At 60.8% G+C, this 26,014-nt stretch carries 29 protein-coding genes and 1 pseudogene; 12 read left to right on the top strand and 18 right to left on the bottom strand.

Annotation, left to right across the window (positions count from 1 at the left end):
* Positions 1-6: 6 nt before the first annotated feature.
* The 6 genes and pseudogenes from AC0L37_RS16540 to AC0L37_RS16515 all read right to left on the bottom strand — a co-directional run bounded on the left by AC0L37_RS16540 (position 7) and on the right by AC0L37_RS16515 (position 4,985).
* Positions 7-786 carry a 3-hydroxybutyrate dehydrogenase gene (locus AC0L37_RS16540; RefSeq protein WP_282222599.1) on the bottom strand — a complete coding sequence of 260 codons (780 nt, stop codon included), beginning with the start codon at positions 784-786 and terminating at the stop codon, positions 7-9.
* A gap of 159 nt (positions 787-945) precedes the next feature.
* Positions 946-1,311, bottom strand: coding sequence for an AAA-type ATPase lid domain-containing protein (locus AC0L37_RS16535; protein WP_473313420.1), 366 nt, complete (start codon positions 1,309-1,311; stop codon positions 946-948).
* Positions 1,295-2,371: a sigma-54 interaction domain-containing protein gene (locus tag AC0L37_RS16530; protein WP_473313418.1), complete on the bottom strand. Its 1,077-nt coding sequence runs from the start codon at positions 2,369-2,371 to the stop codon at positions 1,295-1,297. The genes AC0L37_RS16535 and AC0L37_RS16530 overlap by 17 nt, the downstream gene beginning before the upstream one ends.
* Before the next feature lie 68 nt (positions 2,372-2,439).
* Complete coding sequence (locus tag AC0L37_RS16525) at positions 2,440-3,615, bottom strand: acetyl-CoA C-acetyltransferase (protein WP_282222601.1); 1,176 nt, start codon at positions 3,613-3,615, stop codon at positions 2,440-2,442.
* Between the two features lie 4 nt (positions 3,616-3,619).
* Positions 3,620-4,269: pseudogene (locus tag AC0L37_RS16520) on the bottom strand (3-oxoacid CoA-transferase subunit B).
* Complete coding sequence (locus AC0L37_RS16515) at positions 4,269-4,985, bottom strand: CoA transferase subunit A (RefSeq protein ID WP_282222602.1); 717 nt, start codon at positions 4,983-4,985, stop codon at positions 4,269-4,271. Before AC0L37_RS16515 ends, AC0L37_RS16520 begins: the two are co-directional and overlap by 1 nt.
* A gap of 150 nt (positions 4,986-5,135) precedes the next feature.
* On the opposite strand from AC0L37_RS16515, the gene AC0L37_RS16510 reads away from it, so the two are divergent.
* A complete protein-coding gene (locus AC0L37_RS16510; RefSeq protein ID WP_282222603.1) occupies positions 5,136-5,666 on the top strand; it encodes a LuxR family transcriptional regulator in 531 nt (176 codons plus the stop codon).
* A 143-nt stretch (positions 5,667-5,809) separates the two neighbouring features.
* Positions 5,810-6,247 (top strand): FKBP-type peptidyl-prolyl cis-trans isomerase, encoded by a 438-nt coding sequence (locus AC0L37_RS16505; RefSeq protein WP_212659379.1) that lies wholly within the window; start codon positions 5,810-5,812, stop codon positions 6,245-6,247.
* Positions 6,248-6,340: 93 nt separating this feature from the next.
* On the opposite strand, the gene AC0L37_RS16500 is transcribed toward AC0L37_RS16505, so the two are convergent.
* Both AC0L37_RS16500 and AC0L37_RS16495 read right to left on the bottom strand, forming a co-directional pair.
* Complete coding sequence (locus tag AC0L37_RS16500; protein WP_212659380.1) at positions 6,341-6,589, bottom strand: hypothetical protein; 249 nt, start codon at positions 6,587-6,589, stop codon at positions 6,341-6,343.
* On the bottom strand, positions 6,586-6,882 hold the full coding sequence (locus tag AC0L37_RS16495; RefSeq protein WP_212659381.1) for a hypothetical protein: 297 nt from the start codon (positions 6,880-6,882) through the stop codon (positions 6,586-6,588). Before AC0L37_RS16495 ends, AC0L37_RS16500 begins: the two co-directional genes overlap by 4 nt.
* Before the next feature lie 396 nt (positions 6,883-7,278).
* Here AC0L37_RS16495 and AC0L37_RS16490 point away from each other — a divergent pair, with 396 nt between their 5' ends.
* Positions 7,279-8,268, top strand: coding sequence for an acrylyl-CoA reductase family protein (locus tag AC0L37_RS16490; protein WP_282222604.1), 990 nt, complete (start codon positions 7,279-7,281; stop codon positions 8,266-8,268).
* On the opposite strand, the gene AC0L37_RS16485 is transcribed toward AC0L37_RS16490, so the two are convergent.
* Positions 8,265-10,142, bottom strand: coding sequence for an ABC transporter ATP-binding protein (locus AC0L37_RS16485; RefSeq protein WP_282222605.1), 1,878 nt, complete (start codon positions 10,140-10,142; stop codon positions 8,265-8,267). The two genes, AC0L37_RS16490 and AC0L37_RS16485, sit on opposite strands and share 4 nt — an antisense overlap.
* Before the next feature lie 109 nt (positions 10,143-10,251).
* Positions 10,252-11,241, bottom strand: a complete 990-nt coding sequence (locus AC0L37_RS16480) for a potassium channel beta subunit family protein (RefSeq protein ID WP_282222606.1) — start codon at positions 11,239-11,241, stop codon at positions 10,252-10,254.
* A gap of 171 nt (positions 11,242-11,412) precedes the next feature.
* On the opposite strand from AC0L37_RS16480, the gene AC0L37_RS16475 reads away from it, so the two are divergent.
* A complete protein-coding gene (locus AC0L37_RS16475) occupies positions 11,413-11,781 on the top strand; it encodes a VOC family protein (RefSeq protein WP_282222607.1) in 369 nt (122 codons plus the stop codon).
* Here the strand turns inward: AC0L37_RS16475 and AC0L37_RS16470 are convergent, their stop codons facing one another.
* The 3 genes from AC0L37_RS16470 to ilvA all read right to left on the bottom strand — a co-directional run bounded on the left by AC0L37_RS16470 (position 11,782) and on the right by ilvA (position 15,495).
* Entirely contained in the window at positions 11,782-12,483 is a 702-nt protein-coding gene (locus AC0L37_RS16470; protein ID WP_282222608.1) for a pyrimidine 5'-nucleotidase, read from the bottom strand.
* A gap of 81 nt (positions 12,484-12,564) precedes the next feature.
* Complete coding sequence (locus tag AC0L37_RS16465) at positions 12,565-13,806, bottom strand: hypothetical protein (RefSeq protein WP_282222609.1); 1,242 nt, start codon at positions 13,804-13,806, stop codon at positions 12,565-12,567.
* A 180-nt stretch (positions 13,807-13,986) separates the two neighbouring features.
* Positions 13,987-15,495 (bottom strand): threonine ammonia-lyase, biosynthetic, encoded by a 1,509-nt coding sequence (gene ilvA, locus AC0L37_RS16460; RefSeq protein ID WP_282222610.1) that lies wholly within the window; start codon positions 15,493-15,495, stop codon positions 13,987-13,989.
* Positions 15,496-15,758: 263 nt separating this feature from the next.
* On the opposite strand from ilvA, the gene AC0L37_RS16455 reads away from it, so the two are divergent.
* Complete coding sequence (locus tag AC0L37_RS16455) at positions 15,759-16,382, top strand: TetR/AcrR family transcriptional regulator (protein WP_282222611.1); 624 nt, start codon at positions 15,759-15,761, stop codon at positions 16,380-16,382.
* A complete protein-coding gene (locus AC0L37_RS16450; protein WP_282222612.1) occupies positions 16,382-17,878 on the top strand; it encodes a DHA2 family efflux MFS transporter permease subunit in 1,497 nt (498 codons plus the stop codon). The genes AC0L37_RS16455 and AC0L37_RS16450 overlap by 1 nt, the downstream gene beginning before the upstream one ends.
* Positions 17,879-17,937: 59 nt before the next feature.
* Here the strand turns inward: AC0L37_RS16450 and argB are convergent, their stop codons facing one another.
* Positions 17,938-18,840, bottom strand: coding sequence for an acetylglutamate kinase (argB, locus tag AC0L37_RS16445; protein WP_282222613.1), 903 nt, complete (start codon positions 18,838-18,840; stop codon positions 17,938-17,940).
* A 194-nt stretch (positions 18,841-19,034) separates the two neighbouring features.
* On the opposite strand from argB, the gene AC0L37_RS16440 reads away from it, so the two are divergent.
* The 6 genes from AC0L37_RS16440 (at position 19,035) to AC0L37_RS16415 (ending at position 22,808) form a co-directional block, all read left to right on the top strand.
* Positions 19,035-19,589: a sigma-70 family RNA polymerase sigma factor gene (locus AC0L37_RS16440; RefSeq protein ID WP_249327869.1), complete on the top strand. Its 555-nt coding sequence runs from the start codon at positions 19,035-19,037 to the stop codon at positions 19,587-19,589.
* Positions 19,586-20,302: an anti-sigma factor gene (locus tag AC0L37_RS16435; protein ID WP_269370488.1), complete on the top strand. Its 717-nt coding sequence runs from the start codon at positions 19,586-19,588 to the stop codon at positions 20,300-20,302. Before AC0L37_RS16440 ends, AC0L37_RS16435 begins: the two co-directional genes overlap by 4 nt.
* Before the next feature lie 275 nt (positions 20,303-20,577).
* The gene (locus AC0L37_RS16430; protein WP_249327893.1) at positions 20,578-21,108 is read left to right on the top strand and encodes a fasciclin domain-containing protein; all 531 of its coding nucleotides are present in this window, start codon (positions 20,578-20,580) and stop codon (positions 21,106-21,108) included.
* A 190-nt stretch (positions 21,109-21,298) separates the two neighbouring features.
* Positions 21,299-21,784 carry a peptide-methionine (R)-S-oxide reductase MsrB gene (gene msrB, locus AC0L37_RS16425; RefSeq protein ID WP_269370796.1) on the top strand — a complete coding sequence of 162 codons (486 nt, stop codon included), beginning with the start codon at positions 21,299-21,301 and terminating at the stop codon, positions 21,782-21,784.
* Between the two features lie 53 nt (positions 21,785-21,837).
* Entirely contained in the window at positions 21,838-21,999 is a 162-nt protein-coding gene (locus AC0L37_RS16420) for a hypothetical protein (RefSeq protein WP_212659393.1), read from the top strand.
* 101 nt (positions 22,000-22,100) lie between these two features.
* Positions 22,101-22,808 carry a type 1 glutamine amidotransferase gene (locus AC0L37_RS16415; protein ID WP_282222614.1) on the top strand — a complete coding sequence of 236 codons (708 nt, stop codon included), beginning with the start codon at positions 22,101-22,103 and terminating at the stop codon, positions 22,806-22,808.
* On the opposite strand, the gene yihA is transcribed toward AC0L37_RS16415, so the two are convergent.
* From yihA to rpmH, 4 genes are all read right to left on the bottom strand, one after another.
* Positions 22,809-23,453 carry a ribosome biogenesis GTP-binding protein YihA/YsxC gene (gene yihA, locus AC0L37_RS16410; RefSeq protein WP_212659394.1) on the bottom strand — a complete coding sequence of 215 codons (645 nt, stop codon included), beginning with the start codon at positions 23,451-23,453 and terminating at the stop codon, positions 22,809-22,811.
* A 77-nt stretch (positions 23,454-23,530) separates the two neighbouring features.
* Positions 23,531-25,366 (bottom strand): membrane protein insertase YidC, encoded by a 1,836-nt coding sequence (yidC, locus tag AC0L37_RS16405; RefSeq protein WP_282222615.1) that lies wholly within the window; start codon positions 25,364-25,366, stop codon positions 23,531-23,533.
* Positions 25,363-25,767 carry a ribonuclease P protein component gene (gene rnpA / locus AC0L37_RS16400; RefSeq protein ID WP_212659396.1) on the bottom strand — a complete coding sequence of 135 codons (405 nt, stop codon included), beginning with the start codon at positions 25,765-25,767 and terminating at the stop codon, positions 25,363-25,365. The genes yidC and rnpA overlap by 4 nt, the downstream gene beginning before the upstream one ends.
* Positions 25,768-25,781: 14 nt before the next feature.
* Positions 25,782-25,916, bottom strand: coding sequence for a 50S ribosomal protein L34 (rpmH, locus tag AC0L37_RS16395; protein WP_046136922.1), 135 nt, complete (start codon positions 25,914-25,916; stop codon positions 25,782-25,784).
* Positions 25,917-26,014: the final 98 nt, after the last annotated feature.

Raw genomic sequence — 26,014 nt, 5'->3', positions numbered from 1 at the left:
CTGCACTCATTTGGCGGTCCACCCTCCGTCGATGGAAATGGTTGACCCGGTGATCGAACGGGCCAGATCACCACATAGGTAACCGGCCATCTCCGCAATCTCTTCGGGCTGCACGAACTGGCGCGTCGGCTGCGGCGCCAGGATGATTTCGCGCATGACCTGCTCTTCGCTCATGCCATGCACGCGAGCCTGGTCAGCCACCTGAGCCGCCACCAGTGGGGTCCAGACATAGCCCGGGCAGATCGCATTGACCGTAATGCCCTTCTCTGCCGTCTCCAGCGCCACTGTCTTGGTCAGTCCGACCACAGCGTGCTTGGTGGCGACATAGGCTGACTTGAAGGGCGAGGCGCGCAGGCCATGGGCCGAGGCAATATTGATGATGCGCCCCCAGCCGCGCTCAGCCATGCCGGGCAGCGCGGCGCGAATGGTGTGAAAGGCCGAATCCAGACTGACCGCGACAATGCGCTGCCAGTCGCTGGGAGGAAACTCCTCGATCGGCGCGACCTTCTGGATGCCGGCATTGTTGACCAGCACGTCGAGCCGACCAAAGCTGGCCACTACGGCGCCTACCAAATCATAGCCGCCGCCATTTTCGGCCAGGTCAGACTGGAAGTAACGTACATTGGCGCCGCTGGCGGCCAGCGCTTCAAGCGCGGCACCGGCATCCTGTTCGGCCTCAAAGCTGTTGATCGCCACGTCATAGCCCATCGCCGCAAATTTGCTGGCGATCGACAAGCCAATGCCGCTCGTTGAGCCGGTGACCAATGCCACGCGCTTTGTGTTCATACCCCACCCTGATCCGGACCTTTGGCGGCCCGCTTTGTTTTGACGGTACTCTTTCAAGTTCCGTGCCAACTCAGAAACGCCGGTTTCTGGAGGGTGTCGATGGCAGTGTCCGGCGGTGGTGTCCGGAAAAACATACAGCTGTCCGGAAATCCGGACACCTCAGATGTCGATATTGTAGCGCTTCAGCTTCTCGTAAAACTGCGACCGCGATACGCCCAGCCGCAGGGCCGCCGCTGACTTCTGACCGCCCGTGGTCGCCAGAGCATCGATAATGGCCTGCCGTTCGGTGTCGGCGATGGTGTGGGCCAGCGCCTGACCGCTTGTGCTTGTGATCATCGAGCGGGCTGCGCCCGGCGGCATGGCGCGGCTGATCACCGCGCCATCAAGCACCTCGCTGGGCGCGAGCGCCGCCGCCCGTTCCAGCACATTGCGCAGTTCGCGCACATTGCCTGGCCAGTCATGGTTTTGCAGCAGGGCAACAGCCTCGGGTGTAATCACCCAGCCCCGCTCATCGGCCGCGCGCATGGTCTGCTCGAGCAGCACTTCGCAGATCAGGGCGATGTCCTCCCCGCCGATCCCGTAAGGGCGGGACATGCACGGTCAGCACCGCGATGCGGTAATAGAGATCGGCGCGGAAGCTCTTGTCGGCCACCTTGGCTTCGAGATCCTGTGATGTCGCGGCGATGATACGCACATCGATCTTCTTGACCGTATTGGACCCCAGCGCCTCGACCTCGCCTTCCTGCAATACGCGCAGGAACTTGGCCTGGATGGCGGGCGGCATATCGCCGATTTCGTCGAGAAACAGCGTGCCACCATGGGCCAGTTCGAACTTGCCCTTGCGTGGTTTCTTGTCCGCTCCGGTATAGGCCCCCGGTGCGACGCCAAAGAACTCCGCTTCGAGCAGTGCCTCGGGCACGGCGGCGATATTGACCGCCACAAACGGTCCATCGGCGCGGTCAGATTGCTGATGGATAGCGTGCGCCAGCAATTCCTTGCCGGTGCCGGTCTCCCCCAGAATGAGCGCAGCACCGTCGCGCAGCGCAAACCGGCGCACCATGGCCTTGAGCTCTCTGACTGCTTCGCTCTGCCCGACAAAGCTCGACAGCGAATATTTGGTCTGCCGCTCCCGCGTCAGCGCCGCCTGGGCGCGGGTCAGCTGTTTGTGCAGGGTCTCGAACTTGTCCAGAATGGGCGCCAGATAATCGACATTGTCGTAAAAGACGAAGCCGATGGCCCCTTCCACCGCGCCTGAGGCATCCTTGAGCGGGATGCGGCAGACCACAAACTGCCGCTCGTTGAAATTCATGATGTCGAGCAGGATCGGTCGTCCTGTTTCCACCACGCGCCGCAGCAGGGAATGGGGAATGACATCTTCGACCGGCAGGCCGATCGGGTCAAAGGATGAGTTCAGCTTGAGCAGTTCGCGATAGCGCGCATCCATCCAGGTGATGTGGGTGTCGGCATCAACGATAATGGCGCCTTCAAAGAAGTCGCGCAGCAGGCTGAAGGCGCCCACAGCCTCTTCAATACTGGCCAGGCCATTGGAAGCTGGCCAGCGTTCAGTTGTCGGTGGGCGGGCCATGGTGCGGTCTCTGTTGCGCGATCAGTTGCGCCGGAGTCTATGCCCCGGCGCAAGGGATCGCAACGCGCTCACGGGCGCTCGACACACAGCGCCACACCCATGCCGCCGCCAATGCACAGGGTCGCCAGGCCCTTGTGTGCGTCGCGCCGCACCATCTCGTGCAGCAGGGTCACCAGCACGCGCGCGCCCGAGGCGCCGATCGGGTGGCCAATCGCAATGGCGCCGCCATTGACGTTGACCTTTTCAGGCGCCCAGGCCATCGCTTGATTGACCGCGCAGGCCTGCGCCGCAAAGGCCTCATTGGCTTCGATCAGATCCAGATCGCCGCTGCTCCATCCCGCCTTAACCAGCGCCTTGGTCGAGGCCGGAATGGGGCCTGTACCCATTAGTGCGGGGTCAACACCCGCCGTGGCCCAGCTGGCAATGCGCGCCAGTGGCGTCAGACCGCGTTTGGCAGCTTCCTCGGCGCTCATCAGTACCAGCACCGCCGCGCCGTCATTGATGCCCGATGCATTGCCGGCGGTGACGCTGCCCGCCTTGTCAAAGGCTGGTCGAAGCTTGGCCAGTGCCTCGGCGCTGGCGTCAGCGCGGATATATTCATCCTGATCGACAACGATCTCGCCCTTGCGGGTCTTGATGGTGACCGGTGCGATTTCGTCAACAAAACGCCCGGCCTGCCGCGCTGCGGCAGCCTTCTGCTGGGAGGCCAGCGCGAAGGCGTCTTGGGTGTCCCGGCTGATATCGAATTTGCGCGCCACATTCTCGGCCGTGATGCCCATGTGATAGCCGCCAAACGCGTCCACCAGACCATCGCTCATCATGGTGTCCACAAGGGTGATCGGGCCCATTTTTGCCGGTGCCCGCAATTGCTGGCAATGCGGCGACAGCGACATCGATTCCTGCCCACCGGCAACGATGATCTCCGCGTCGCCCATGGCGATCTGCTGCATGCCCAGCGCCACGGCGCGCAGGCCCGAGCCGCACACCTGATTGAGGCCCCATGCGGTGGCTGACTGGCCAATGCCTGCCGCCATAGCGGCCTGGCGAGCCGGGTTCTGACCCGCGCCGCCTGTCAGCACCTGACCCAGAATGACTTCATCGACATCGTCGGGAGAAACACCAGATCGCTCCAGAGCCGCCTTGATGGCCACAGCACCCAACTCGTGGGCGGGCACGCTGGCGAGGCTACCCATGAAGGCGCCTACAGCGGTGCGGGCGGCGCCTACGATTACAATATCACGCATCTTGCTACTCCTGGTCCAGCTGAACGCTGAACGCCGCTTCAGTCTTGGCCGTCACTTCGTCAAGCGAGACGCCATCGGCCAGTTCAATCAATACCATGGATGGCTCCCCGGTCCGGGCGATGGTGAACACGCCCAGATCGGTGATCACCAGATCGGCAACGCGCTGACCGGTCAGCGGCAGGGTGCAGGCCTTGAGCAGCTTAGGCGTGCCCTTGGCCTCGTGTTCCATCACCACCACCACGCGCTTGACGCCGGCCACCAGATCCATGGCGCCGCCCATGCCCTTGACCATCTTGCCCGGGATCATCCAGTTTGCCAGATCGCCATTTTCGGCCACCTGCATGGCGCCCAGAATGGACAGATCGATATGCCCCCCCGGATCATTCCGAAGCTGTCGGCACTGGAGAAAAAGCTGGTCATTGGCAACTCGGTGATCGTCTGCTTGCCCGCATTGATCAGGTCGGCATCTTCATCGCCCTCGAACGGGAAGGGGCCCATGCCCAGCATGCCATTTTCGCTCTGCAGGCGCACATCCATGCCGTCCGGAATGAAATTGGCCACCAGTGTGGGAATGCCAATGCCCAGATTGACGTAGAAGCCGTCCTTGAGTTCGCGCGCGGCGCGGGCCGCCATCTGTTCGCGTGTCCAGGCCATCAGTTTGCCTCCGCAGTGGCGCGCGACCGCACGGTGCGCTGCTCGATATGTTTGACCGGATTGGGAACATGGATCAGCCGAGACACGAAAATACCCGGCGTGTGGATCTGATCAGGCTCGATCGCGCCGGTCTCGACCAGATGTTCAACCTCGGCCACGGTGATCTTGCCGGCGGTCGCCATCATCGGATTGAAGTTCCGCGCCGTCTTCCGGTAAACCAGATTGCCTTCCGCATCGCCTTTCCAGGCGTGCACCACGGCGACATCGGCCACCAGACCGCGCTCCATGACATAGTCCTCGCCGTCGAATTCGCGCACTTCCTTGCCCTCGGCAATCAGCGTGCCCACGCCGGTCTTGGTGAAGAAGGCGGGAACGCCCGCGCCACCGGCCCGGATGCGTTCGGCGAGCGTGCCCTGTGGGGTAAACTCGATCTCCAGCTCGCCCGCCAGATATTGCTGGGCGAACAGCTTGTTCTCACCCACATAGGATGAGATCATTTTCTTGATCTGCCGGGTCTCCAGCAGCGTGCCCAGCCCGATGCCGTCCACGCCCGCATTGTTGGAAATAACCGTCAGATCCTTGGCGCCCGACTGTTTGATCGCCGCGATCAGTGATTCAGGAATGCCGCACAGGCCAAAGCCGCCGGCCATCACCACCATTCCGTCTTTCAGCAATCCGGCAAGCGCGTCAGTGGCGTCCGCATAGACTTTCTGCACAGCCCGTCCTCCTCACAGTGTTCTGGATAGGGCGCAACCCTGCTCCCCGCAGCGCCGGCCTTTGCTCAAGGCTAGGTCTTGCTGAGGCTGCCCGGTTAGTCGTATTTATACCCTATGGATGCACCTGCTTTATCGGCCGCCGACCGGGCCATGCCACGCTTCGCATTGGGCGATATTCCGGTGCCGATGGTATTTGCCAGCCATCGCATCATTCGCGATTGCAATGCCGAGTTTGCCGGCCTGTTCGGCTTTGGGCGCCACGAACTGGTCGACCAGAGTTTCTCACGGCTCTATCCCAAGATCGCCGATTTTGTCCGCACCGGGCAGATGTGGCGCAACCATTTGCCGGGTGGTCAGGTCTATTATGACGAGCGCATCATGGTGGGGGCAGGCGGGCGGCGTTTCTGGTGCCGCGTCAATGGCCGCTCGCGCCACGACACTGACCCCTTCGCTGAAGCGCTCTATTGCTTTGAGCCGATGAGCCGGCCGGTGACCGAGGCTGCCATGACCGGACGGCAGCGCCAGATATTGACGCTGGTGGCCCAGGGCAAGACCAATGCGCTGATCGCCGAGGAAATAGGGCTTAGTCGCCGAACCGTGGAGGCCCACAGACTGCGCCTGATGCGCGCTGTTGGCGTGCGCAATAGCGCTGAACTGGTGGCCTGGTTCTCCGCACAGTAATCGGCCCCGTCAAAGTTTCTGCCCCCAAACGGTTTAAATTATGCCGCTTTTGCCTACATAATGGGGTCACCGTCGTGCGTAATCGGGCGTGCGGCTGATCCAGACTGGGCCTCTTCTCGGCCCCCTTGAATAGGAGAACAGCCATGACCGAAGCAAAAACCGGGGATACCGTTCGTATCAACTATGCCGGTCGTCTCACCGACGGCACTGCCTTTGATTCATCCGAAGGGCGCGAGCCACTACAGTTCACCCTTGGCGAAGGCCAGGTGATCCGTGGCCTTGAAGCGCACATCACCGGCATGGAGCAGGGCGCCAAATCCACCGTGACCATTCCGTGCGACGAGGCCTATGGCCCGCACCGCGCTGAAGCCGTCCAGACGCTGGAACGCGCCAAGGTGCCCGCCGGCATCGATATTGAAGTGGGCACGCAGCTCCAGGCCAAGACGGCCGACGGCTCCATGCTGCCCATTCGTGTCGTGGAAGTCGACGATTCAATCGTCAAGGTCGACGCCAACCACCCGCTTGCCGGGCAGGATCTGGTGTTTGACGTTGAGCTGGTCGAGATCGTCCAGGCCGCCTAAGGCGCGCCCACGACCACAGCAAAACAGGCGGACACTCGATCGAGCGTCCGCCTGTTTTTTATGTGATACTAGCGCAACGCGCTGGTCGGGTGCCTAGGCGGCAACTTCCTGACGCGGCAGCGGATAGTCTTCAGCTTCATAAAGAGCCTTGATGGCCTGGCCATCAAAACGACCGCCACGGACCTCGAGGATCGTGCCGCCAAGCCCGGCTTCGGGCAGCTCTTCCATGCAGAAGCGAATGGCTTCGGCAGCCTTTGGAAAGCGGCGATACTGGGTCTGCTGCGACTTGGCCACCCGGCGGCTGGGGAACAGCTCGGCGGCGGCATTGTAATTGAACGTCATGTCGGCTCCTTGATGGCAGAAGCCCGCGAACGGGCCCGGGAAAGCTTTTGCAGCTTCTTGCGCGGCAGCGGATAATCGGGGCTCCTGTGAAGCCAGATCATCTCGTGATTGCTATAGCGCTTGCCGTTCACCTCCAGGCTTGCGCCCTTGAGACTGACCGGGGCCGCTTCTTCTAGTGCGAAGCAAAGGGCCTGGGCTGCGGTACGAAACTTGCGGGAGCCTTGGGCTGCCGCTACGTGCCAGTCGCTGCCAAGAAAAAGCGCGGCAGGCGCCTGGAAATCAAACTGTGTCATTATCTCTCATTTGGTCCAGCAATGCGCCAGAACCAGTCTTAATTGTGGGGCCGCGATACGCTGGCCATGCTCTAATAGCGCGATGCAGGCGCACGAAATGCGGCCAACGGCATCGCGACCGCCCAGCACCATGCTGGTCGGTACAACACGCTCGCAAAAATCAGGAAAGCCAATAGACCGGTAATCCGGCTGTCGGACAGCTATGATGCGCTGAAACGTATGACGTCAATATAGGCGCAACTGGACCCTTATGCAAGTTGGCGCACATTTCAGCCTTAACGCGCGGTCATGATGCTGCGCCCAGCAGGACGATTGATCGCGCCAAAGGGCGGATTGGAAAATCGAACCCAACAGGGCAGACTGCCCCCAACAACGATCACGATGAAGGATCACCCCATGGGATTTCGCGCACTTCTCACCGACCGCGACGACGCGGGCAAGGTCAGCTCCGCTGTCACTGAAATCGACGAGGCGCGTTTGCCCGAGGGCAATGTGACCATCGATATCGACTGGGCCGGCCTCAACTACAAGGATGGCCTGTGCCTGACCGGGGGCGGTGGTCTGGTGCGCAACTATCCCCATGTCGCTGGCGTCGATTTTGCCGGCACGGTCCGAGACAGCGCCGATGATCGCTACGCGGTCGGCCAGAAGGTGGTGCTCACCGGCTGGCGGGTCGGTGAGGTGCAATGGGGCGGCTTTGCCGAGCGCGCCCGCGTCAATGCCGACTGGCTGGTGCCACTGCCCGGCGGGTTGAGCACGCGTGAAGCCATGGTGGTAGGCACGGCGGGGCTGACCGCCATGCTCTCGATCAACCGTCTGGAGGCGGCAGGGCTGACCCCCGCATCGGGCGAGGTGCTGGTTACGGGCGCCGCCGGTGGTGTCGGCTCCATTGCAACCGCCCTGCTCGCCAAGCTGGGCTACACCGTGGCGGCCCTGTCGGGGCGTCCTCAGCATGCCGAGGCGCTCACTGCGCTGGGCGCCGCCTGCATTGTCGATCGCAACGAGTTTCTCGCGCAGCCCGACAAGCCGTTGGAATCTGCCCGCTGGGCCGCGGCCATTGATTGCGTCGGGGGCAAGGTGCTCAGCAAGCTGCTCAAACAGGTCAAATATGATGGCGCGGTTGCCGCCTTGGGCAATGCCGCCGGTATTGGTCTGGAAACCAATGTACTGCCGTTCATTCTGCGCGGCGTTACCCTGATCGGCATCGATAGCGTCATGCAGCCTTTCGACACCCGTATTGCCGCCTGGCAGCGCATAGCAGAGACGTTCGACATAGCTGCTTATGGCGATCTGGTGCGCGAAATCGGCCTCGAAGAACTGCCCGCCGCGGCCGATCAGATATTGGCCGGCGAGATCAAGGGGCGGGTGCTGGTGCGTCCACGCTAGCGATAGCCCGCCGCCTGCAATTCGAACAATTCGGCATAGTGACCACGCAGCGCCAGCAGTTCTGCGTGGCTGCCCGATTCAAGTATGGAGCCATTTTCCATCACCAAAATGCGGTCCGCCATCCGTACGGTCGAAAAGCGGTGCGAGATGATCACCGCCGTCTTGCCTGCCGCCAGACTTTTGAAGCGGGCAAACACTTCGGCTTCCGCCTTGGCGTCCAGCGCGGCCGTTGGTTCATCCAGAATGATCAGACCTGCATCGCGCATATAGGCGCGGGCAATGGCGACCTTCTGCCATTCGCCCCCGCTGAGATCGCGCCCCTTCTTGAACAGGCGCCCCAGTTGCTGGTCATACCCCTGCGGCAACTTGGCGATCACCGCATCGGCCAGGCTGCGTTCGGCAGCGCTGGCAATGCGCGCCATATCGCCCTGCGCCTCAACCCGGCCAACCCCGATATTGTCGCGGGCCGACAGGCTGTAGCGAATGAAATCCTGAAAGATCACCCCGATATGGGCGTGGATGTCGGCGACGGCGAAATCCTTGAGGTCGATGCCGTCCACGGTGATATGCCCTTCATCGGGGTCGTACAGCCGGGTCAGCAGCTTGACGATGGTGGTCTTGCCTGCCCCGTTCTCGCCCACCAGCGCCAGCGTTTCGCCGGCCTTGAGCGTGAAACTGAGATGGCGCAGGGCCCAGGTCTCGGTATCGGGATAGCGGAAACCTACATTCTCGAACACGATGCCCTGCTCGATCGGGTCTGGAAACGGCTCGGGCTCAGCTGGCGAGACGATGCCCGGTTCGATCTCAAAGAATGAGAATAGGTCATCAAGATACATCGACTGGCCGGCAATCTGGGTAAAGCCCAGCAGCAGTTTCTGGAACAACCCGTTCAGGCGCAGGAATGAGCCCGACAGGAACGCCAGGTCACCAATCGAGAAGTCGCCGATGATCGTGCGCCAGACAATGAAACCATAGGCACCGTAATAGGTCAGCGAGGAAATCGCCGAGAACAGCGCGCCCCAGAAAGAACGCTGCATGGCGATGCGGCGATTATCGGCAAAGATGCGCTGCGCCAGCGTCTTGAAACGCTCGATCAGGAAGCCGCCCAGACCGAACAGCTTGATCTCCTTGGCGGTCTCGGCGCTGGCCCCGACATGGCGGATATATTCCAGTTCGCGCCGCTCGGGCGTGCGCCAGCGGCTCACCATATAGGCCAGCGTGTTGAACCGTGCCTCGCCCCACACCGCCGGCACAAAGCTGATCGGCAGCAGCAGGATCAACCACGGCGCATAGATGAACAGACCCGCTGCCAGCGTGGCCACGGTGATGATATCCTGCGCCTGCCCAAACATCTGACTGAGCAGCGCATTGCGCCCTGCCGCCTGACGCCGCGCGCGCTCCAGCTTGTCCTGGTATTCAGCGGACTCGAAATGCACCAGATCGAGCCGAGCGGCGTGGGCCATCAACTCGACGCTGACGGTATTGGAGTGCAACTCCGACAGAATGGAATCCACCAGCCCGGTGGCGCGGTTCAGCAGGTCCGATGCCAGCACCAGCGCCAGTTCGATCACAAGCAGCGCAATGACGGGTGTCAACGCGCCACTGCTCCACCACTCGGCAAAGCCCGGCCCCGGCGCGGCTATGCCCGTCAGGCGCACCACTTCATCGATGATCAGCTTTCCCACATACAGCATGGCAATGGGCTGCAGTGAGGCCACCAGGCGTAAGCCGATGCTGGCCGCCATCAGTGGTTTGCTGGTGCGCCAGATCTGCGCCAGCAGACGCCCGAGATGGCGCAGATTATCTATGCGCTCGCGGAAACTGGGGGTCTGTTCGGGGATGGGCGGTGGTCGGCGCCCGGGAAGGTCGGTCATGTCGCCATGTTATCCCGGCGCGGCGCACTCTGAAACTGATTTGCGTGGCAAGCCACCATGCCAAAAGCGCAGGCCTTCGCGCTACGCGCGCGAAGGCCTGCACATGCAGCTAGAAGCGCTGCCGTTCAGCAGGCTTATTGCCCATGATCGCTTCGATCTTTTCGATCACATCGGGCGTGAGTTTGGCCTTGTTGTCTAGCGCCGACAGATTGTCTGCCAGCTGGGACTTCTTGGACGCGCCCAGGATAACCGTCGAGACGTGCGGATTGCGCAGGCACCACAGCAGCGCCATGTGATGGATCGGCATGCCCGCTTGCTTGGCGAGATCGGCCAGCTGGCGGATCTTTTCGAGCTTGGCCTTGCCCTCGTCGCTGGTCCAGGCGTCCTTGAGCCATTCATAGCCGGGCAGGTTCAGGCGGCTGTCATCGGGGATGCCGTCATTGTATTTGCCGGTCAAGGCGCCCGATGCCAGGGGCGACCAGATCGTCGTACCCAGACCCATCAGGTCATAAAGCGGCAGATAATCATTCTCGACCTTTTCGCGCGTGAACAGATTGTACTGCGGCTGCTCCATCACGGGCGGGGTGATCTTGAGGTCCTTGGCCACGGCCCAGGCTTCGGTCAACTGCTGGGCGTTCCACTCCGAGGTACCCCAGTACAAGATCTTGCCCTGCGTCACCAGATTGTGCATCGCCCAGACGGTTTCCTCGATCGGGGTGTCGATGTCGGGACGGTGGCAGAAATACAGGTCCAGATAATCCACCTGCAGCCGCTTGAGTGCGGCGTGGCACGCCTCGGTGACATGCTTGCGGCTCAGCCCCTTCTGCGTTGGCTTGCTGCCGCCCCAGAACACCTTGGAGGACACTGCAAAGCTATCGCGGCTCCAGCCCAGATCCTTGAGCGCAGCGCCCATCAGGGTTTCGGACTCGCCGGCCTCATAACCTTCGGCGTTGTCGAAAAAATTGATGCCTTCGTCATAGGCCAGGCTCATCAGGGCCATGGCTTCGGAGTGATCCACCTGCTTGGAGAAGGTGACCCAGCTTCCAAGCGAGACTTCACTGACCTTGAGGCCAGATTTGCCCAAGCGACGATATTCCATGAGATTTTCCTGCTGTTTTGCGGCACTGGACCGCCCCTCGTTCCATCGGCAATTGCCGATGGACTGATTTGTCATACAATTTGACGTGCACGCTGTAAACCCGCCGCTGGACCACTTGGTTGCACCGGCTTATTCTCAGTTATCCCAACCAGGGCCCGCAGGGTTTGCCACATGCTCAGCGACATCGATTCTTCAGCCATTCTGGCCGTTACCGACATTGGCCGCGCGCGCGACTATTACACCACCATTCTGGGCCTTGAGCTGATCAAGGATGACGGCAATGTGCTCCAGTTGCGCACGGGCACCACGTCACTGATTGTCTATGTCTCAGAACATGCAGGCACCAATCAGGCCAATGCGGTGGTCTGGGGTGTGGGGGACCAGTTTGACGCCATTGTCGCCGACCTTCAGGCCAAGGGCGTGACCTTCGAGCATTACGACACCATCGAGCGGCGTGGCGATGTGCATGTGGCGGGTGACTTCAAGGCCGTCTGGTTCAAGGACCCCGACGGCAATCTGCTTCACCTCAACAATATCTGATCAGGGGCGCTCGCGCAGGAAGCGGGCCAGATCATCGGTAATGTGATGGATATGCGGACCGTTGCTGCGACCCAGCTCCCAGGCCTCGACCTGATCATGGGCAAAATCCTCGCCTGCCACCACATGCACGGTAGCCATGCCCACATCATGGGGCACCACAAGGTTCTTCTCGAGATCATCAAACATCACCGCGCTGGTGGGGTCGATGTCGTGCAGGGTAAAGAAGCCCTCATAGGCCTGGCGATGCGGCTTGGGCACATAGGTCATGGCGCGGATGTCGTGCACATGCTCGAACAGGTCGCCGCCGCCCAGCTTGGCCAGTACGGCGCGGGCATGGCCGGTATCGCCATTGGTCAGAATGAACTTACGACCGGGCAGGGCACGGATCGCCGCCACCAGATCGGGATGCGGATCGACCGGTGAATAGTCGATGGCGTGCACGGTATCCAAAAAGTGGTCCGGGTCGACCTTGTGCTGGCTCATCAAGCCGTTCAGCGTCGTGCCGAAATCGCGGTAATAGCCCTTCTGCAGGGTTCGCGCGGCATCGAACTCAAGCTGGGTCAGCCCCATCACATATTCGGTGATCTTGATGTCGATCTGCGCGAACAGATTGCAGCTGCGCGGATACAGGGTGTTGTCCAGGTCAAACACCCAGTCGGTGACATGGCTCAGGCTGCGGATCGGTGGCGTCAAATCATTCATGTCGCCACTATGCCCGAAATTCCTGAATGTTTCATCTCACGGCCTGGAGAGCGGCACGGCTGCGCCGCTCTCCTTCGGGCTCTATTCGAGCGGCATATTGGCTTCGACAACCAGGCCAAGCGCCTTGATCAGGCCGGCTGGATTGGCGGCGGCGGCCATCAGCACCAGCGCCGAGGTTGGCGATGGTGGCGCAATGCGCACTTCAAGGCTCTCGGGATTGTCCAGGAATGCCTCAACAGGCGGCACCACGATATCCTTGAGAGCCGGAATGCCGGTCTCGCCGATCATCATGGGCAGCATTGATTTCAGACCTGCCACAAAGGTGTCGCGGTCGGCGCCCGACTGGGTTGCAAAGAAATCGATCAGGCTGCTGGCCAGCGACGCATCGTCATAGCGCACCGAAGCGCCCACGATCGAGACGCCCTGCATGATGGCCATGCCCTGCATCATCTGCGCCTGGGCCTTCTCGTCGGTCATTTCGCCACCGGCTTCCATATTGGCCTGCATGGCAACGATCTGCTCGATCACCGCTGGCGTCAGGCCCGTTACTTCAGCCTGAATATCCAGCGCACCGACGTCGGCGAAGTCGAACAGGAATTCATCGATCGTCAGATGACCGTCGGCCATCGACCAGGAAGATTCCTGGCTGATATCGCCCGAAATCTGGGTCAGGCCCAGCGCCTCGATGATTGCACCGGCGCCGGGGTCTTCCTCGCTCACGCTCGACAGATCAGCCTCAATGCCGCTGATCAGCACGCTCGACTGCATATCGACCAGATCAGCGCTGCCCTGAGCGGGATTGTAGCTGTAGTTGTTCACAAAGCTCTCAAAGGCGATCACTTCCTCACCAGCGCGGCGCACCGACAGCGGGCCTGTGCTCATCGCGCCCACCAGCTGCATATTGGCAATGGCCGGCACAGGATCTTCACCGGGAACATACAGGTCCTCGATCCGGATATCCTTGAGGCTGAACTCTCCCTTGGGATCATCGGCAAATTCGGTTTCGATGTCGGGAATGGTGGCACTGTCGGCATAGTAGCTGCCATCGTCACCCTCGGTGACGCCCGAGAAGGTGATCTCAGTGTCAAGGTGCATCGGATCCTGACCGCCATGCATTTCTGGCGAGATGGTCACGCCATCGACAATGATGGTGTCGCCGTCCATGGTGGCGGCGCCAAACTCAAAATCCAACCCCGCCGATTTGTACACCGCCGTCAGGCGATCAACAAAGGCCTGGGCTTCAAGCGCGCTGGCCTGACCCAGCGAGGCGATGGTGGCCACGCCACTCATCAGCATCACAATGGTTGTTCTGGTGGTCCACATATGGCGTCTCCGGCTGGTTATTGCTTTGATTTTTTAGCGGCTAGGCGTCGTCAAAAATTCTTGTGGTCTGAACTTTTGCAAATGGCGTTGCAGCAGTCCAATTGCAATGCAAAGCAGCCACAAATAGGGCCTGTCATACTATTGCGTGTTTATTGCGCTGTCGCGACACTCAAACTGTTCTCATAAAAACTGCCGATAGGCTGGATTGTCGGTTTCCGCCCAATAGGGAAATCCAACTGCATCGATATGAGCGATGAAATCGGCGTGGGTTTCCGCCGGTACCTGAACCCCGACCAGCACGCGGCCATAATCGGCACCATGGTTGCGGTAGTGAAACAGCGAGATATTCCAGGCGTCGTTGAGCCCTTCAAGGAATTTCAGCAAGGCGCCGGGCCGCTCGGGAAACTGGAAGCGATAGACCACTTCGTCGCTGAGGTCCTTGACCCGGCCACCCACCATGTGGCGCACATGCAGCTTGGCCACTTCATTGTCGGTCAGGTCGATCACGCCCAGATCATTCTTGCGCAGCAGCGCGATGATCTCGTGTTTCTCGGCATCGCCACCGGTCAGCTTGATGCCAACGAAGATCTTGGCGCTCTCGCCATGGGCAAAGCGGTAGTTGAATTCGGTGATCGCGCGCGGTCCCAACAGACGCATGAACGCCCGATAGCTGCCGGGGCGCTCCGGGATCTCCACCGCCAGCAGCGCCTCGGCGCGCTCGCCAATCTCGGCCCGTTCAGCAACGTAACGCAGCCTGTCGAAATTGACATTGGCGCCCGAATTGATGGCAATCAGCGCGCCCTCGGGCGCTTCGCCCTGTTCGACCTGACGGCGCAGACCCGCCAGCGCCAGAGCGCCGGCCGGTTCGGCAATGGCGCGGTGATCGTCAAAGATATCCTTGATCGCCGCACAGATTTCATCGGCACTGACGGTGACAATGTCATCGAGCAGTTCGCGGCACAGCCGGAAGGTCTCATCGCCCACCTGCCGCACGGCCACGCCATCGGCAAACAGCCCGACCTGGTCCAGCGCAACTGGATGGCCTGCTGCAATCGCAGCCTTCATGCTGGCAGCCTCTTCGGGCTCGACCCCGATCACCCGGATTTCGGGGCGCAGAAACTTGACGAAGGCGGCAATGCCCGCTGCCAGCCCGCCACCACCAACCGGTACATAGATCGCCCCGATAGGGCCCGGATGCTGGCGCAGCAATTCCATGCCCACCGTGCCTTGCCCGGCAATCACGTCGGGGTCGTCAAAGGGATGCACCACCACATAGCCGTGCTTTTCGGCCAGATTGGCTGCATGGGCGCGGGCTGCATCAAAGCCGTCGCCAAACAGCACTACCTCGCCGCCACGCTTGCGCACTGCATTGATCTTGATCACCGGCGTGGTGGTAGGCATCACCACAACCGCCTTGATACCCAGCCGACTGGCTGACAGCGCAACGCCCTGCGCGTGATTGCCTGCCGAGGCACAGATGACCCCACGCGCCCTCTCATCGGCGCTGAGCTGGGCAATCCGGTTATGCGCGCCACGGATCTTGAACGAAAAGACCGGCTGCATGTCCTCGCGCTTGAGCTGCACATCAACGCCCAGTCGCGCCGAGAGCATGACCATTTTTTCCAGCGGTGTTTCCTCGGCCACTTCATAGACCGATGAGGTGAGGATGCGGCGGACATAATCCTGCATGGCGGGCACTCCAATGATGTCCGCGAGCAACGCTTTGGCGGCAGATTTGTCAACAGTGGCGCGCCAATCCGTGCGCGCTTGATGACCTGTATGGGCTTGGGGGCGAAGACAGGGGAGGGGAGACAGTTCGAGACAGTTGCCGGTTCGGAAGTTTGGGAATCCGCACGCATGCAAGCGGGCCTATGCGCAGCTGACATTATTCTCAATCAAATGATTGATTGATAAATGTCACGGGTGTATAGCAGCCGCGTTCAGAGGACCGCATGACCCAAGATAGCCCACCCACCAGACGCGAAAGCGGTAATGAGCGCCGACTGGCCATTGCGGCAGCTGCACGCGACATCATCGTGGAAAAAGGCCTTGAGGGTCTGCGCACACGCGACATTGCCGAACGCGTCGGCATCAACATTGCCACGCTGCACTATCACGTGCCTTCCAAGGCCGAGTTGGTCGCGCTGGTGGCCGAGAGCATTCGGCACGATTTCAGGGTTCAGGCCCAGCGCAATTCGCGCCAAGGCAAGACAGCGCTGGAACTGCTGCGACTCGAATTCGCAGATTTCCGTGAAACCACTCTCGATATGCCAGAACTGGTCATCGTGCTGACCGTGCTGACTGAAAAGGCCCGGATTGAGCCCGCCATTCGCGACATCATGCAGCCCATGTACGACCACTGGCGCGACGAGTTTGCCGAGATCTTTGCCCGCGGCATAGCCGAAGGCATGTTTCGCGCCAATCTTGACCCCACCAGTGCTGCCCTGATCACCACCGGCGCCCTGTCCGATCACTGGCGCAAAGGCTTTTCCACCCGGTTCCCGCTCGACCTTTTGATAGCCGAAGTGGAGCGGGCCTTCATTGCCGACCCCAAATTATTAGAGGATCATTCCTGATGTCTGCTCACTCAGCCGCAGCAGGGGGCCAGATGGCCACCGACGCGCCCGATCCACGCCGCTGGCCGGCGCTGTTCGTGCTGCTTATTGCCAATTTCATGAACCTGATCGACGTCACCATCGTCAATGTGGCGCTGCCCTCCATGCGCGAAGGGCTGGGTGCCACGGACAACCAGATTGAATGGGTTGTCGCGGGCTATATTCTGGCCTTTGCCCTGGGCCTGCTGCCATTCGGACGGCTCGGCGACATTGTCGGGCGCACCACGCTGTTCCTGTGGGGCGTTGCCGGTTTCACGGCCGCCTCGGCGCTGTGTGGTCTGGCTCCCAATATCGAACTCCTCATCGCGGCCCGTGTCATTCAGGGTCTGGCTGGCGCCATGATGACCCCGCAGGTGCTGGCCATCGCCACGGTCACCTTCCCGCCCCACGAACGCGGTCAGGCCTTCTCCCTGTTTGGCCTGTCCGCGGGTCTGGCCGCCGTTTGTGGCCCCATTCTGGGCGGCGTTCTGGTCTCGGCCAATCTGTTCGGGCTGGACTGGCAGCCAATCTTTCTGGTCAACATTCCCATCGGCATCGCCGCCGTGGTTGCAGGCTGGTTCCTCATCCCGCGGCTTCCCGGCCATGCGGTCCTGCGTAACGACTATGTCGGCATCCTGCTGTTTGGTCTGGGCATTTTGTGCGTGATCTTCCCCATCATCGAGGGGCGCGCCTATGGCTGGCCGCTTTGGGCGTTTGCCATGATCGCGACAGGGTTGGTGCTGCTGGTGCTGTTTGTCCTGTGGACCCGCGCCCGCGCTGCCGCTGGTCTGTCGCAATTGCTCAACTTCGATCTGATTACCAATCAGCAGTTCATGTTCGGCGCCTTTGTCACCACCATTTTTGCCTCGGGCATTCCCGGCATGTTCATGGTAATTTCCCTGCTCCTGCAAGGTGGCTTTGGCTTCACTCCACTCGAATCGGGTCTGACCAACACGCCCTTCTCGGTCGGTGTTCTGGTTGCCTCGGCCATTGCCGGCCGCTTTGGCGCGCGGTTTTTGCGCGCCCGTCTGGCTGCAGCTGGCGCACTGATCACGGTGGGCATTAGTCTGCTGCATTTCTATATCGCGGGTGTAACCGACAGCATTGATCACTGGGCCTTTCTGCCGCCGCTATTGATTGCCGGTATCGGGCTGGGCCTGGGCTTCTCCTCGCTGTTCCAGCTCGTGCTGGCCAATGTGCCACCGCGCGACGCCGGGGCCGGTTCGGGATCGCTACAGGCCTTCCAGCAGGTCGGTGGCGCGCTGGGCGTGGCCATTATCGGCGAGCTGTTCTTTGGCAATCTGGGCACAGCATTCGCCGCTGGCTCCAGCCAGCACGCTGCCTTTGCCGGTGCCGCCAGCACAGCCCTGCTCTATGTCATGGGCAGTTTCAGTGTGGTGCTGCTGCTATCCCCGCTGTTCAAGCGGGTTGTGCCAGCACAGCGACCCGGCGCGGCCCCAGCTGTGGTCGAGGTCTGATCCCAAAACAAAAGGCCGCCAGAAATGGCGGCCTTTCTCGTGTAGTTTCGGAGCGCGCCCTAGCGAATGATCAGCGTGCCGGCACCAAACTCGGTGAACAGCTCGACCAGCACCACATGGGGCTGCTTGCCATTGAGAATGACCACGCCTTCCACACCATCTTCGAGCGCGGCAAAGCAGGTTTCCACCTTGGGGATCATGCCGCCCGAAATGGTGCCATTAGCGATCAGTTCTTTGGCTTCACGCACGCTCAGCTCGGGGATCAGCGTGCCGTCCTTGTCGAGCACGCCGGGTACGTCGGTCAGGAACAGCAGGCGCTTGGCACCCAGCGATCCGGCGATCGCGCCAGCAAAGGTATCGGCATTGATATTGTAGGTATTGCCATCGCGACCCGGCGCCACTGGCGCAATCACCGGGATCAGCTCTGAACGGGCCAGCAGATCGAGCAGGGTGCGGTCCACCTCGACCGGCTCACCGACATAGCCCAGATCAAGCACGCGCTCGATATTGGAGTTCGGATCTTTGACGGTCTTTTCGGCCTTGCGGGCAAACACCATGTTGCCGTCCTTGCCGCACAGGCCGATTGCCCATTCGCCCTCGGCATTGATCAGCGCCACGATTTCCTTGTTGATCGAGCCGGCCAGGACCATCTCGACCACTTCCATCGTCCGCTTGTCGGTAACGCGCAGCCCACCTTCGAACTTGGATTCAATGCCAAGGTTCTTCAGCATCAGCGCGATCTGCGGCCCACCGCCATGCACCACAATCGGATTGACCTTGGACTGCTTGAGCAGGGCGATGTCGCGGGCAAAGGCTTGACCCAGCTTGGCGTCACCCATGGCGTGCCCGCCATACTTGACCACAACGGTCTTTCCTTCATAGCGCTGCATATAGGGCAGCGCCTGGGCCAGAATGCCAGCATCGTGGCTGAACCGGTCGGTCTCGGCGGCTTTATCGGACATTTGGCAGACCCAATCGGTTGGTCGAACGGCAATAAAAAGTCCGCACCGGGAATAGAGCATTCGGCTGCAAAGGAAAAGACGCTTGTACCGGTTTTGCGACTGATCCTTTTCCGCGATAGGCGCGTATAACCTCTTGCCAGACCGCGCCTGGGGCAAGGCGGGGGATGGGCCACTGCCCGGAGGTCCGCTATACCATGACGATGACACAGACGCCGTCCCAGGACATCGCTGATCTGATTTCGCGCTGCGCCCTGCGCGACCGCGCTGCCTTCCGCACTCTTTATGAGCGGACCAGCGCGAAACTTTTTGGCGTCACCCTGCGTATCTTGAAGGACCGATCAGAAGCCGAGGAGGCCATTCAGGAAGTCTATGTGAAGATCTGGCAACGCGCCGATCGTTACGTGGCAGGCAATACCAGCCCCATTAGCTGGCTCGTTGCCGTGGCACGCAATCACGCACTGGATATTCTGCGGGCCCGTCGCCCGGTTTCTGACGATATCGATGTGGCGCTGGAAATTCCCGATGCTGGTCCCTCTCCCGAGCGGGCCACGCAGGACAACCAGGAAAGAGCCCAGATCGAACAATGTCTGGGCACGCTCGAACCTGATCGTGCCGATGCGGTGCGCGGTGCCTATCTTGATGGCTATAGCTATGAGGAACTGGCGAGCCGTCATACCGTGCCTTTGAACACGATGCGGACCTGGCTGCGCCGGAGTCTGATCAAACTGAAAGATTGCCTGAGCGCATGAGCACAGATGACCACATCAAGGATGGCGAGGACCGCAACGCCCTGGTGGCCGAGTATGTGCTCGGCCTTCTCTCCAGCGGCGAACACGAGCGCGTCGGTCGCCTGATCGAAAACGACCAGGGCCTGCGTGCCGAACGCGACTTCTGGGTGTCGCGCTTTGCCGCGCTCAACGAGGAATACGAAGAAACCCCCGTTCCCGGCCACATCTACGCCGCTATCGAAGCACGCGCCTTTGGCGACGTGGTCAAGGCACGTCCGACGGCCAGCTTCTGGGAGAGCCTGATGGTGTGGCGTTCAATTGCTGCCGGCGCCCTTGCGGTTGCCGTGGCTGCCGTGGGCTTCAATCTGATGCAGCCTGCCAGCGACGTTTCAAGTCTGACCACGCAACTGGTCGCCGCGCTCGAGGAAGAAGGCAGCGCCGTCAAGTTTGTCGCTCTCTATGATGGCAGCGGCAATGTTCGGCTCACTGCGCTTTCGGGCGACGCTGTCCCGAACAAGGATTTCGAGCTCTGGGCCATTCAGGGCGGCAACAACCCCATCTCCATGGGCGTCATTCCCGTCGATCAGCGGAGTGCCGTGGAGATCTCTCCTGACGTGATGGCCGGTTGGGGTGAAGGGTCTGTACTGGCTATTACCCTCGAGGAGGCCGGTGGCTCGCCAGATGGCAATCCGCATGGTCCCATAGTGGCCAAGGGCGCCGTTACGAAGATATAGTTTTCTTGGATCACTAGAAAATAAGAATATTTGTGATCGAAAAAAGTACTGCCGTTGATCCTAAATTGGTCGACGGCAGTTTTGTTTGTACCAGTAAATATAGGGGTTTCAGGTGCGTCGAAGAAAATTTCAAACTATTTTCCGATTTCGCGAAACAATCTGAAACTTATCCGGAAAACCGTCCGTTCCTCCACATGTCCCAAGCGAACTGGGAACGAAACACAGGAAGGAACGACCCAATGAACTTCTCTCTCCGCGCACTTACCGTCGCTACCATGCTCTCCGCTGCTTCGATCGGTGGTGCAATGGCCCAGGACAACCCAATGGTTGGCGGCGCCGCCATGTATGCCGACAAGAACATCGTCGAAAACGCCGTGAACTCGGCTGACCACACCACGCTGGTTGCAGCCGTACAGGCCGCTGGCCTGGTTGAGACCCTCTCCGGCGAAGGCCCATTCACTGTGCTGGCCCCCGTCAACGCCGCTTTTGACGCCCTGCCAGCCGGTACCGTCGAAACCCTGCTCAAGCCAGAAAACAAGGACACCCTTGCAACCATTCTGGCGTGCCATGTGATCCCCGCCAAGGCCCTGTCCACCGATATCGTTGGCATGGTTGAAGCCGATGGCGGCGAACACGTTGTGGACACCGTTGGTGGCTGCAAGTTGACCCTGAAGGCTGAAAATGGCGGCGTGACCGTCACCGACGAAAACGGCACCGTGGCCAACGTCACGGTTGCCGACGTCATCCAGTCCAACGGCGTCATCCACGTCATCGACGCTGTGCTGACCCCAGCCTCGGCTATGTAACCAATCATGGGGCCACTGCGAATGGCCCCATGAGAGAGGCTGCCGGCGTGCAGTCTCTCACCAAATCTTGACGTGCCACTGTCTTGCCCAAGAACGTATAGTGCACGTCAATACGCCCCGCGCCGCTGCCCGCACTCCCTCCTGCGGTCCCGGGCGCGGGGCAATCTCGTAAAGGAGAACTGTCATGGCTATGAACCGACGTAATCTTCTGGGTGGCACCGCCATCGCCGCCTTCGGCGCCTTTTTCGGCCTGCGCTCCATGGGCTCTACCCAGGCCGCAGAAGGCGACTTCCCCTACCAGCTCAGCGATGAGGAATGGCGCGCCAAGCTATCGCCTAGCGCCTATGACGTGCTCCGCCACGAAGGCACCGAGCGCCCCTTTACCTCGCCCCTTAATGACGAGAAACGCACTGGCACCTTTGTGTGCGCCGGCTGTGCACAGCCGCTCTTTGCCTCCGAAACCAAGTATGACAGCCGCACCGGCTGGCCCAGTTTTTATACCTTCATTGAAGGCGCCATTGGCACCTCGGTGGACCAAAGCCTGTTCATGACCCGCACCGAAGTGCATTGCTCCAATTGCGGTGGTCATCAAGGTCACGTGTTTGAGGACGGTCCGCAACCAACCGGTTTGCGCTACTGCATCAATGGCGTTTCGCTCGACTTCGTGCCCGCCTAGTGGAACGATTTGGCTCCTGAGCGGTTGGAAATTCCAGCAAAAGGAGACCAACCATGAGCAAGAGCATTACCGAACAGGTCGAGCACGATTTGGCCCAGGTCGAAAAGATGAGCGCTGGCGGTCACCTCGGGGGCACCGAGTTTGGTCAGGCCCCGGGCGAAGCCAAGGTCAAACATCCCGACCAGGGCAAGACCCGTCCCCGTTCGGACAAGTAGTCCCGCTTGTTTCTAATCCTCCCCACTTCGGCCGATGCAGGCATTGCCTTGCGTCGGCCGAAGGCGTTTAAGGGTGGTCTCTTTCAGTGATGCCACCACCCATGAAACTGACCATTATCCAGACCGGTGAAGTGCCCGCGCCGCTGCGCTCCCGCTTCGTTCCGTATCGCCAGATGTTCGAGGCCATGTTCGATCGAACAGGGCAGGGCTTCGAGTACCAGACCATCAACATCGCCGATGGCGAACCGTTTCCCCATCTTGATCGCCTTGAAGGCGTTGTCATCACCGGCTCGGCCGCCGGTGTCTATGACAAGCTGGCCTGGCTCGATCCGTTGCGCGATTTCATCCGCAAGGGCTATCAGCAACGCACGCCCATGCTCGGGGTCTGCTTTGGTCATCAGATCATGGCGGATGCGCTTGGTGGCGAAGTGCGCAAATCGCACAAGGGCTGGGGCCTGGGGCGCCATACCTATGCCGTGACCCAGCGGCCCCGCTATATGCAGGCCGCCCCGGCCAGTCTGGCCATCGCCTGTTCGCATCAGGATCAGGTCATCACCCCGCCAGCCAATGCCGAAGTCATTCTGGCATCAGCGTTCACGCCAAATGCCGGGCTGGCTTATGGCAATGGCGCAGCGCTCAGCCTCCAGCCGCATCCCGAATTTGACGATGCCTATACGGTCGCACTGGCCGAACTGCGCCGTGGCAATGTGCCTGACGAGCTGGTCGACACCGCAGTCTCGTCCATCGCTACTCCATCGGACAGCGCTCAGACTGCCGACTACATCGCCCGGTTCTTCAAGAAAAGCTGATCAGCTTTCCAGCAGCATGGCGATTTCGGTGCGCAGTTCCTTCAGGCCCACATCCTTGACCGACGAGGTCAGGATCACATGCGGATGTGCTGCGGGTCGCTTGGCGATGGCCGCCTGGGTCTTGGCAATGACCTTTTCAAGCTCTTCCTTGGTCGGCTTGTCCGACTTGGTCAGCACCACCTGATAGCTCACCGCGGTGCTGTCGAGTTCGTTCATCACCACCAGATCGTTTTCCTTGGGGCCATGGCGGCCATCGACCAGCACATAGACGCGGCGCAGCGTAGCGCGGCCGGTGAGATAGCGATGCACCAGTCGGGTCCATTTGCGCACCTTGTCCTCGGGCGCGCGGGCATAGCCATATCCGGGCATATCGACAATGCGCAGGTTTTCGCTCTGGCTCTCAAAGATATTGAGCTCCTGCGTGCGGCCCGGGGTGTTGGACGTGCGCGCTAGGCCCGACACACCGCATAGCGCGTTGATCAGGCTCGACTTGCCCACATTGGAGCGGCCGGCGAACGAGATTTCCACCCGGTCCATTTCGGGCAGATCGGCAATGCTGACGCAGCCTTTGACGAACAGGAACGGCCGCGCAAACAGCAGCCGGCCGCGTTCAATCATTTCAGGCGCGTAATCAATAGTGCTCATGGTGCTGCTGCCTTCAAAACAATTTGCCCGCCGGAGGGTCCCGGCGGGCATTTAGCATGGCTGATCGGTTGTGGCGATCAGGGTTTGGTCGGTTCATTCGCCTTGGGCTTGCGCTTGAAGGCGTCCAGAATATTGCCAAGCAGATTCACCTCGGCGCCATGGCGCTTCATGATGAAGTACTGCTGGGTCACGCTCAGCGTGTTGTTCCAGGCCCAGTAGATCACCAGACCAGCGGGGAAGGTGCCTAGCATGAAGGTGAAGATCACCGGCATCCAGTTGAAGATCATCGCCTGGGTTGGATCGGGTGGCGGCGGGTTCAGCTTCATCTGCACCCACATGGTCAGGCCCATGATCACGGGCCACACGCCCAGATGCAGGAAGCCGCCTACCACTGGCAGAACCGTCGGATCCCAGGGGATCAGGCCGAACAGCGTGAAGATATTGGTTGGATCGGGTGCCGCCAGATCGCGGATCCAGCCGAAGAACGGCGCATGGCGCATGTCCAGGCTGATAAAGATCACCGTGTAGAGTGCGAAGAACACTGGGATCTGGATCAAAACCGGCCAGCAGCCACTGAGCGGGTTGATCTTTTCTTTCTTGTACAGCTCCATCATGGCCTGCTGCTGGGCCGGACGGTCATCCTTCAGGCGTTCCTGAATGGATTTCATTTCCGGCTGCACGCGGCGCATGGCGGCCATCGATGCATAAGAGCGGCTGGCCAGCGGGAAGAACACGGCCTTGACGATCACCGTCACCGCCATCACGGCCAGGCCGAAATTGCCGATAATGCCATTGAGGAACGTCAGCAGATAGTACATCGGCTTGGTCAGGAAGCTGAACCAGCCCCAGTCGATCAGCAGGTCGATGCGGTCAAAACCGTATTCCTGCTGGTAGCGATTGATGACCGCTTCTTCCTTGGCGCCGGCAAACAGATAGCTCTCATTGGTGGCCGTTGCGCCTGCAGCAACCACAACCGGCGTCGTTTCCACGAAGCTGGTCTGGTAGTCGTCATAGGCGCCGGTATTCTTCCACGAGAACAGGGCATTGATATCGGTATTGGGCTTGGGCAGCGCAGCGGTTGCCCAGTACTTGTCCGAAAAGCCAAGCCAGCCCGAGGTGTTGTCGAAGCGAACCTGCTGGTCCTTCTGCATGTCGCTATATTTCTTGGACACCATGTTGTTGGAGCCCAGAACGCCATGCGGGCCTTCGTGCTGGATGAAGAAATTGGCCACCTGGGGCGTGCCATGACGGGCAACGCGCGCATAGGGGAACAGCGCGATATCGCCCGAGCTGTTGTTCTCCACCGACTGGGTCACGGTGAACAGGTAGTATTCGTCGACCGCAAAGGTGCGACGGAAAGTCAGGCCATCGCCATTGTCCCAGCGCAGTGTGATCGGGCTTGATGCATTGAGCGTGGTGGCATTGCCTTCAACGCTCCACACGCTCTTGCTGTCGGGCACGGTGACTGCAGCGCCTGCAGCGGGAACCCAGCCCTGTTCAGCAAAATAGGCATTGGGGGCGCCCGCCGGGGTCAGCAGGGTGATGATCGGCGACTCCGGATCAACCGTCTCGCGATACTGCTTGAGTTCGAGATCGTCGAGCCGCGCACCGGTCAGGTTGATCGAGCCGTGCAGATCGGGCGTGTCGATGACAACGCGATCTGTTGCGGCAATCGCTGCGGCGCGATCGGTATAAAAGGCAGTACCGTCAGCGGCCACGGTGCCGGGTGTGCCTGCAGCAACGGCAGTTGCATTGGGCGTGGCAAGGGCTGCTTCGCTCTGGGCCTGTTCAGCCGCGATCTGTGCCTGCTGCTGTGCCCGCTCCAATTGCGGGCCGGCAATAAAGAACTGCCAGCCAAACAGCACGATCATGCTGAGCACGATAGCCAGGATGACATTGCGATTATCGGTCATTGTTTTTGTTTCCGTGGGCCGCGGCCGGAAGAGTTGCGCTGATCAGTCGATCTGGGAGCGTGCACACGCACGATCAAGGCACCCAGATCGGCAACCAGCTTGGCAAAGGGTTCGCTCAGCGCTTCGCGCCGTCCGACCAGCACATAGTCGTGGGCGGGCACAAAGTCACGCGCGCATGCTGTCACAGCCGCGCGCAAGCGACGTTTTATACGGTTTCTTTCGGGGGAATTGCCCGTCTTCTTGGTGACGGTAAACCCGATTCCCGGTTCCGGCGTGGGCGCGGCGACAGCCTGCAGCCCAAACGCAGAGCGCCCGGCGCGATTGCCCCGGGCAGCCCTTTGAAACTGGGAGCGCTTGGTGAGCCGACGCAGGGCGTCAGGCTTGGGCGCTACGGCCGTCATCCGGCCAAGCGGCCTTAGGCCGTGAGCTTCTTGCGGCCGTCGCGACGGCGCTTATTGATGATCGCACGACCGTCCTTGGTGGCCATACGGGCACGGAAACCGTGGCGGCGGGCACGCACGAGCTGAGACGGCTGATAAGTACGTTTCATGACATCAAACCGCGCGGGGCGCGGTTCCTCTAGATTGCTGCTCTTGAGCAAGAATATCGGACACACATGGAGCGCGGGGCGCCCACGGTGCGGGTTGG

This window comes from Devosia sp. J2-20 (genome assembly GCF_055808475.1).
Note: the sequence above shows the minus strand (reverse complement) of the source record. Positions and strands in the feature narration are given on the sequence as shown.

Coding starts and splice junctions, on each gene's coding strand:
- AC0L37_RS16540 (WP_282222599.1), bottom strand. CDS start 786: ATGAACACAAAGCGCGTGGCATTGGTCACCGGCTCAACGAGCGGCATT.
- AC0L37_RS16535 (WP_473313420.1), bottom strand. CDS start 1,311: ATGCGCGCGGCCGATGAGCGGGGCTGGGTGATTACACCCGAGGCTGTT.
- AC0L37_RS16530 (WP_473313418.1), bottom strand. CDS start 2,371: ATGGCCCGCCCACCGACAACTGAACGCTGGCCAGCTTCCAATGGCCTG.
- AC0L37_RS16525 (WP_282222601.1), bottom strand. CDS start 3,615: ATGCGTGATATTGTAATCGTAGGCGCCGCCCGCACCGCTGTAGGCGCC.
- AC0L37_RS16510 (WP_282222603.1), top strand. CDS start 5,136: ATGCCACGCTTCGCATTGGGCGATATTCCGGTGCCGATGGTATTTGCC.
- AC0L37_RS16505 (WP_212659379.1), top strand. CDS start 5,810: ATGACCGAAGCAAAAACCGGGGATACCGTTCGTATCAACTATGCCGGT.
- AC0L37_RS16500 (WP_212659380.1), bottom strand. CDS start 6,589: ATGACGTTCAATTACAATGCCGCCGCCGAGCTGTTCCCCAGCCGCCGG.
- AC0L37_RS16495 (WP_212659381.1), bottom strand. CDS start 6,882: ATGACACAGTTTGATTTCCAGGCGCCTGCCGCGCTTTTTCTTGGCAGC.
- AC0L37_RS16490 (WP_282222604.1), top strand. CDS start 7,279: ATGGGATTTCGCGCACTTCTCACCGACCGCGACGACGCGGGCAAGGTC.
- AC0L37_RS16485 (WP_282222605.1), bottom strand. CDS start 10,142: ATGACCGACCTTCCCGGGCGCCGACCACCGCCCATCCCCGAACAGACC.
- AC0L37_RS16480 (WP_282222606.1), bottom strand. CDS start 11,241: ATGGAATATCGTCGCTTGGGCAAATCTGGCCTCAAGGTCAGTGAAGTC.
- AC0L37_RS16475 (WP_282222607.1), top strand. CDS start 11,413: ATGCTCAGCGACATCGATTCTTCAGCCATTCTGGCCGTTACCGACATT.
- AC0L37_RS16470 (WP_282222608.1), bottom strand. CDS start 12,483: ATGAATGATTTGACGCCACCGATCCGCAGCCTGAGCCATGTCACCGAC.
- AC0L37_RS16465 (WP_282222609.1), bottom strand. CDS start 13,806: ATGTGGACCACCAGAACAACCATTGTGATGCTGATGAGTGGCGTGGCC.
- ilvA (WP_282222610.1), bottom strand. CDS start 15,495: ATGCAGGATTATGTCCGCCGCATCCTCACCTCATCGGTCTATGAAGTG.
- AC0L37_RS16455 (WP_282222611.1), top strand. CDS start 15,759: ATGACCCAAGATAGCCCACCCACCAGACGCGAAAGCGGTAATGAGCGC.
- AC0L37_RS16450 (WP_282222612.1), top strand. CDS start 16,382: ATGTCTGCTCACTCAGCCGCAGCAGGGGGCCAGATGGCCACCGACGCG.
- argB (WP_282222613.1), bottom strand. CDS start 18,840: ATGTCCGATAAAGCCGCCGAGACCGACCGGTTCAGCCACGATGCTGGC.
- AC0L37_RS16440 (WP_249327869.1), top strand. CDS start 19,035: ATGACGATGACACAGACGCCGTCCCAGGACATCGCTGATCTGATTTCG.
- AC0L37_RS16435 (WP_269370488.1), top strand. CDS start 19,586: ATGAGCACAGATGACCACATCAAGGATGGCGAGGACCGCAACGCCCTG.
- AC0L37_RS16430 (WP_249327893.1), top strand. CDS start 20,578: ATGCTCTCCGCTGCTTCGATCGGTGGTGCAATGGCCCAGGACAACCCA.
- msrB (WP_269370796.1), top strand. CDS start 21,299: ATGAACCGACGTAATCTTCTGGGTGGCACCGCCATCGCCGCCTTCGGC.
- AC0L37_RS16420 (WP_212659393.1), top strand. CDS start 21,838: ATGAGCAAGAGCATTACCGAACAGGTCGAGCACGATTTGGCCCAGGTC.
- AC0L37_RS16415 (WP_282222614.1), top strand. CDS start 22,101: ATGAAACTGACCATTATCCAGACCGGTGAAGTGCCCGCGCCGCTGCGC.
- yihA (WP_212659394.1), bottom strand. CDS start 23,453: ATGAGCACTATTGATTACGCGCCTGAAATGATTGAACGCGGCCGGCTG.
- yidC (WP_282222615.1), bottom strand. CDS start 25,366: ATGACCGATAATCGCAATGTCATCCTGGCTATCGTGCTCAGCATGATC.
- rnpA (WP_212659396.1), bottom strand. CDS start 25,767: ATGACGGCCGTAGCGCCCAAGCCTGACGCCCTGCGTCGGCTCACCAAG.
- rpmH (WP_046136922.1), bottom strand. CDS start 25,916: ATGAAACGTACTTATCAGCCGTCTCAGCTCGTGCGTGCCCGCCGCCAC.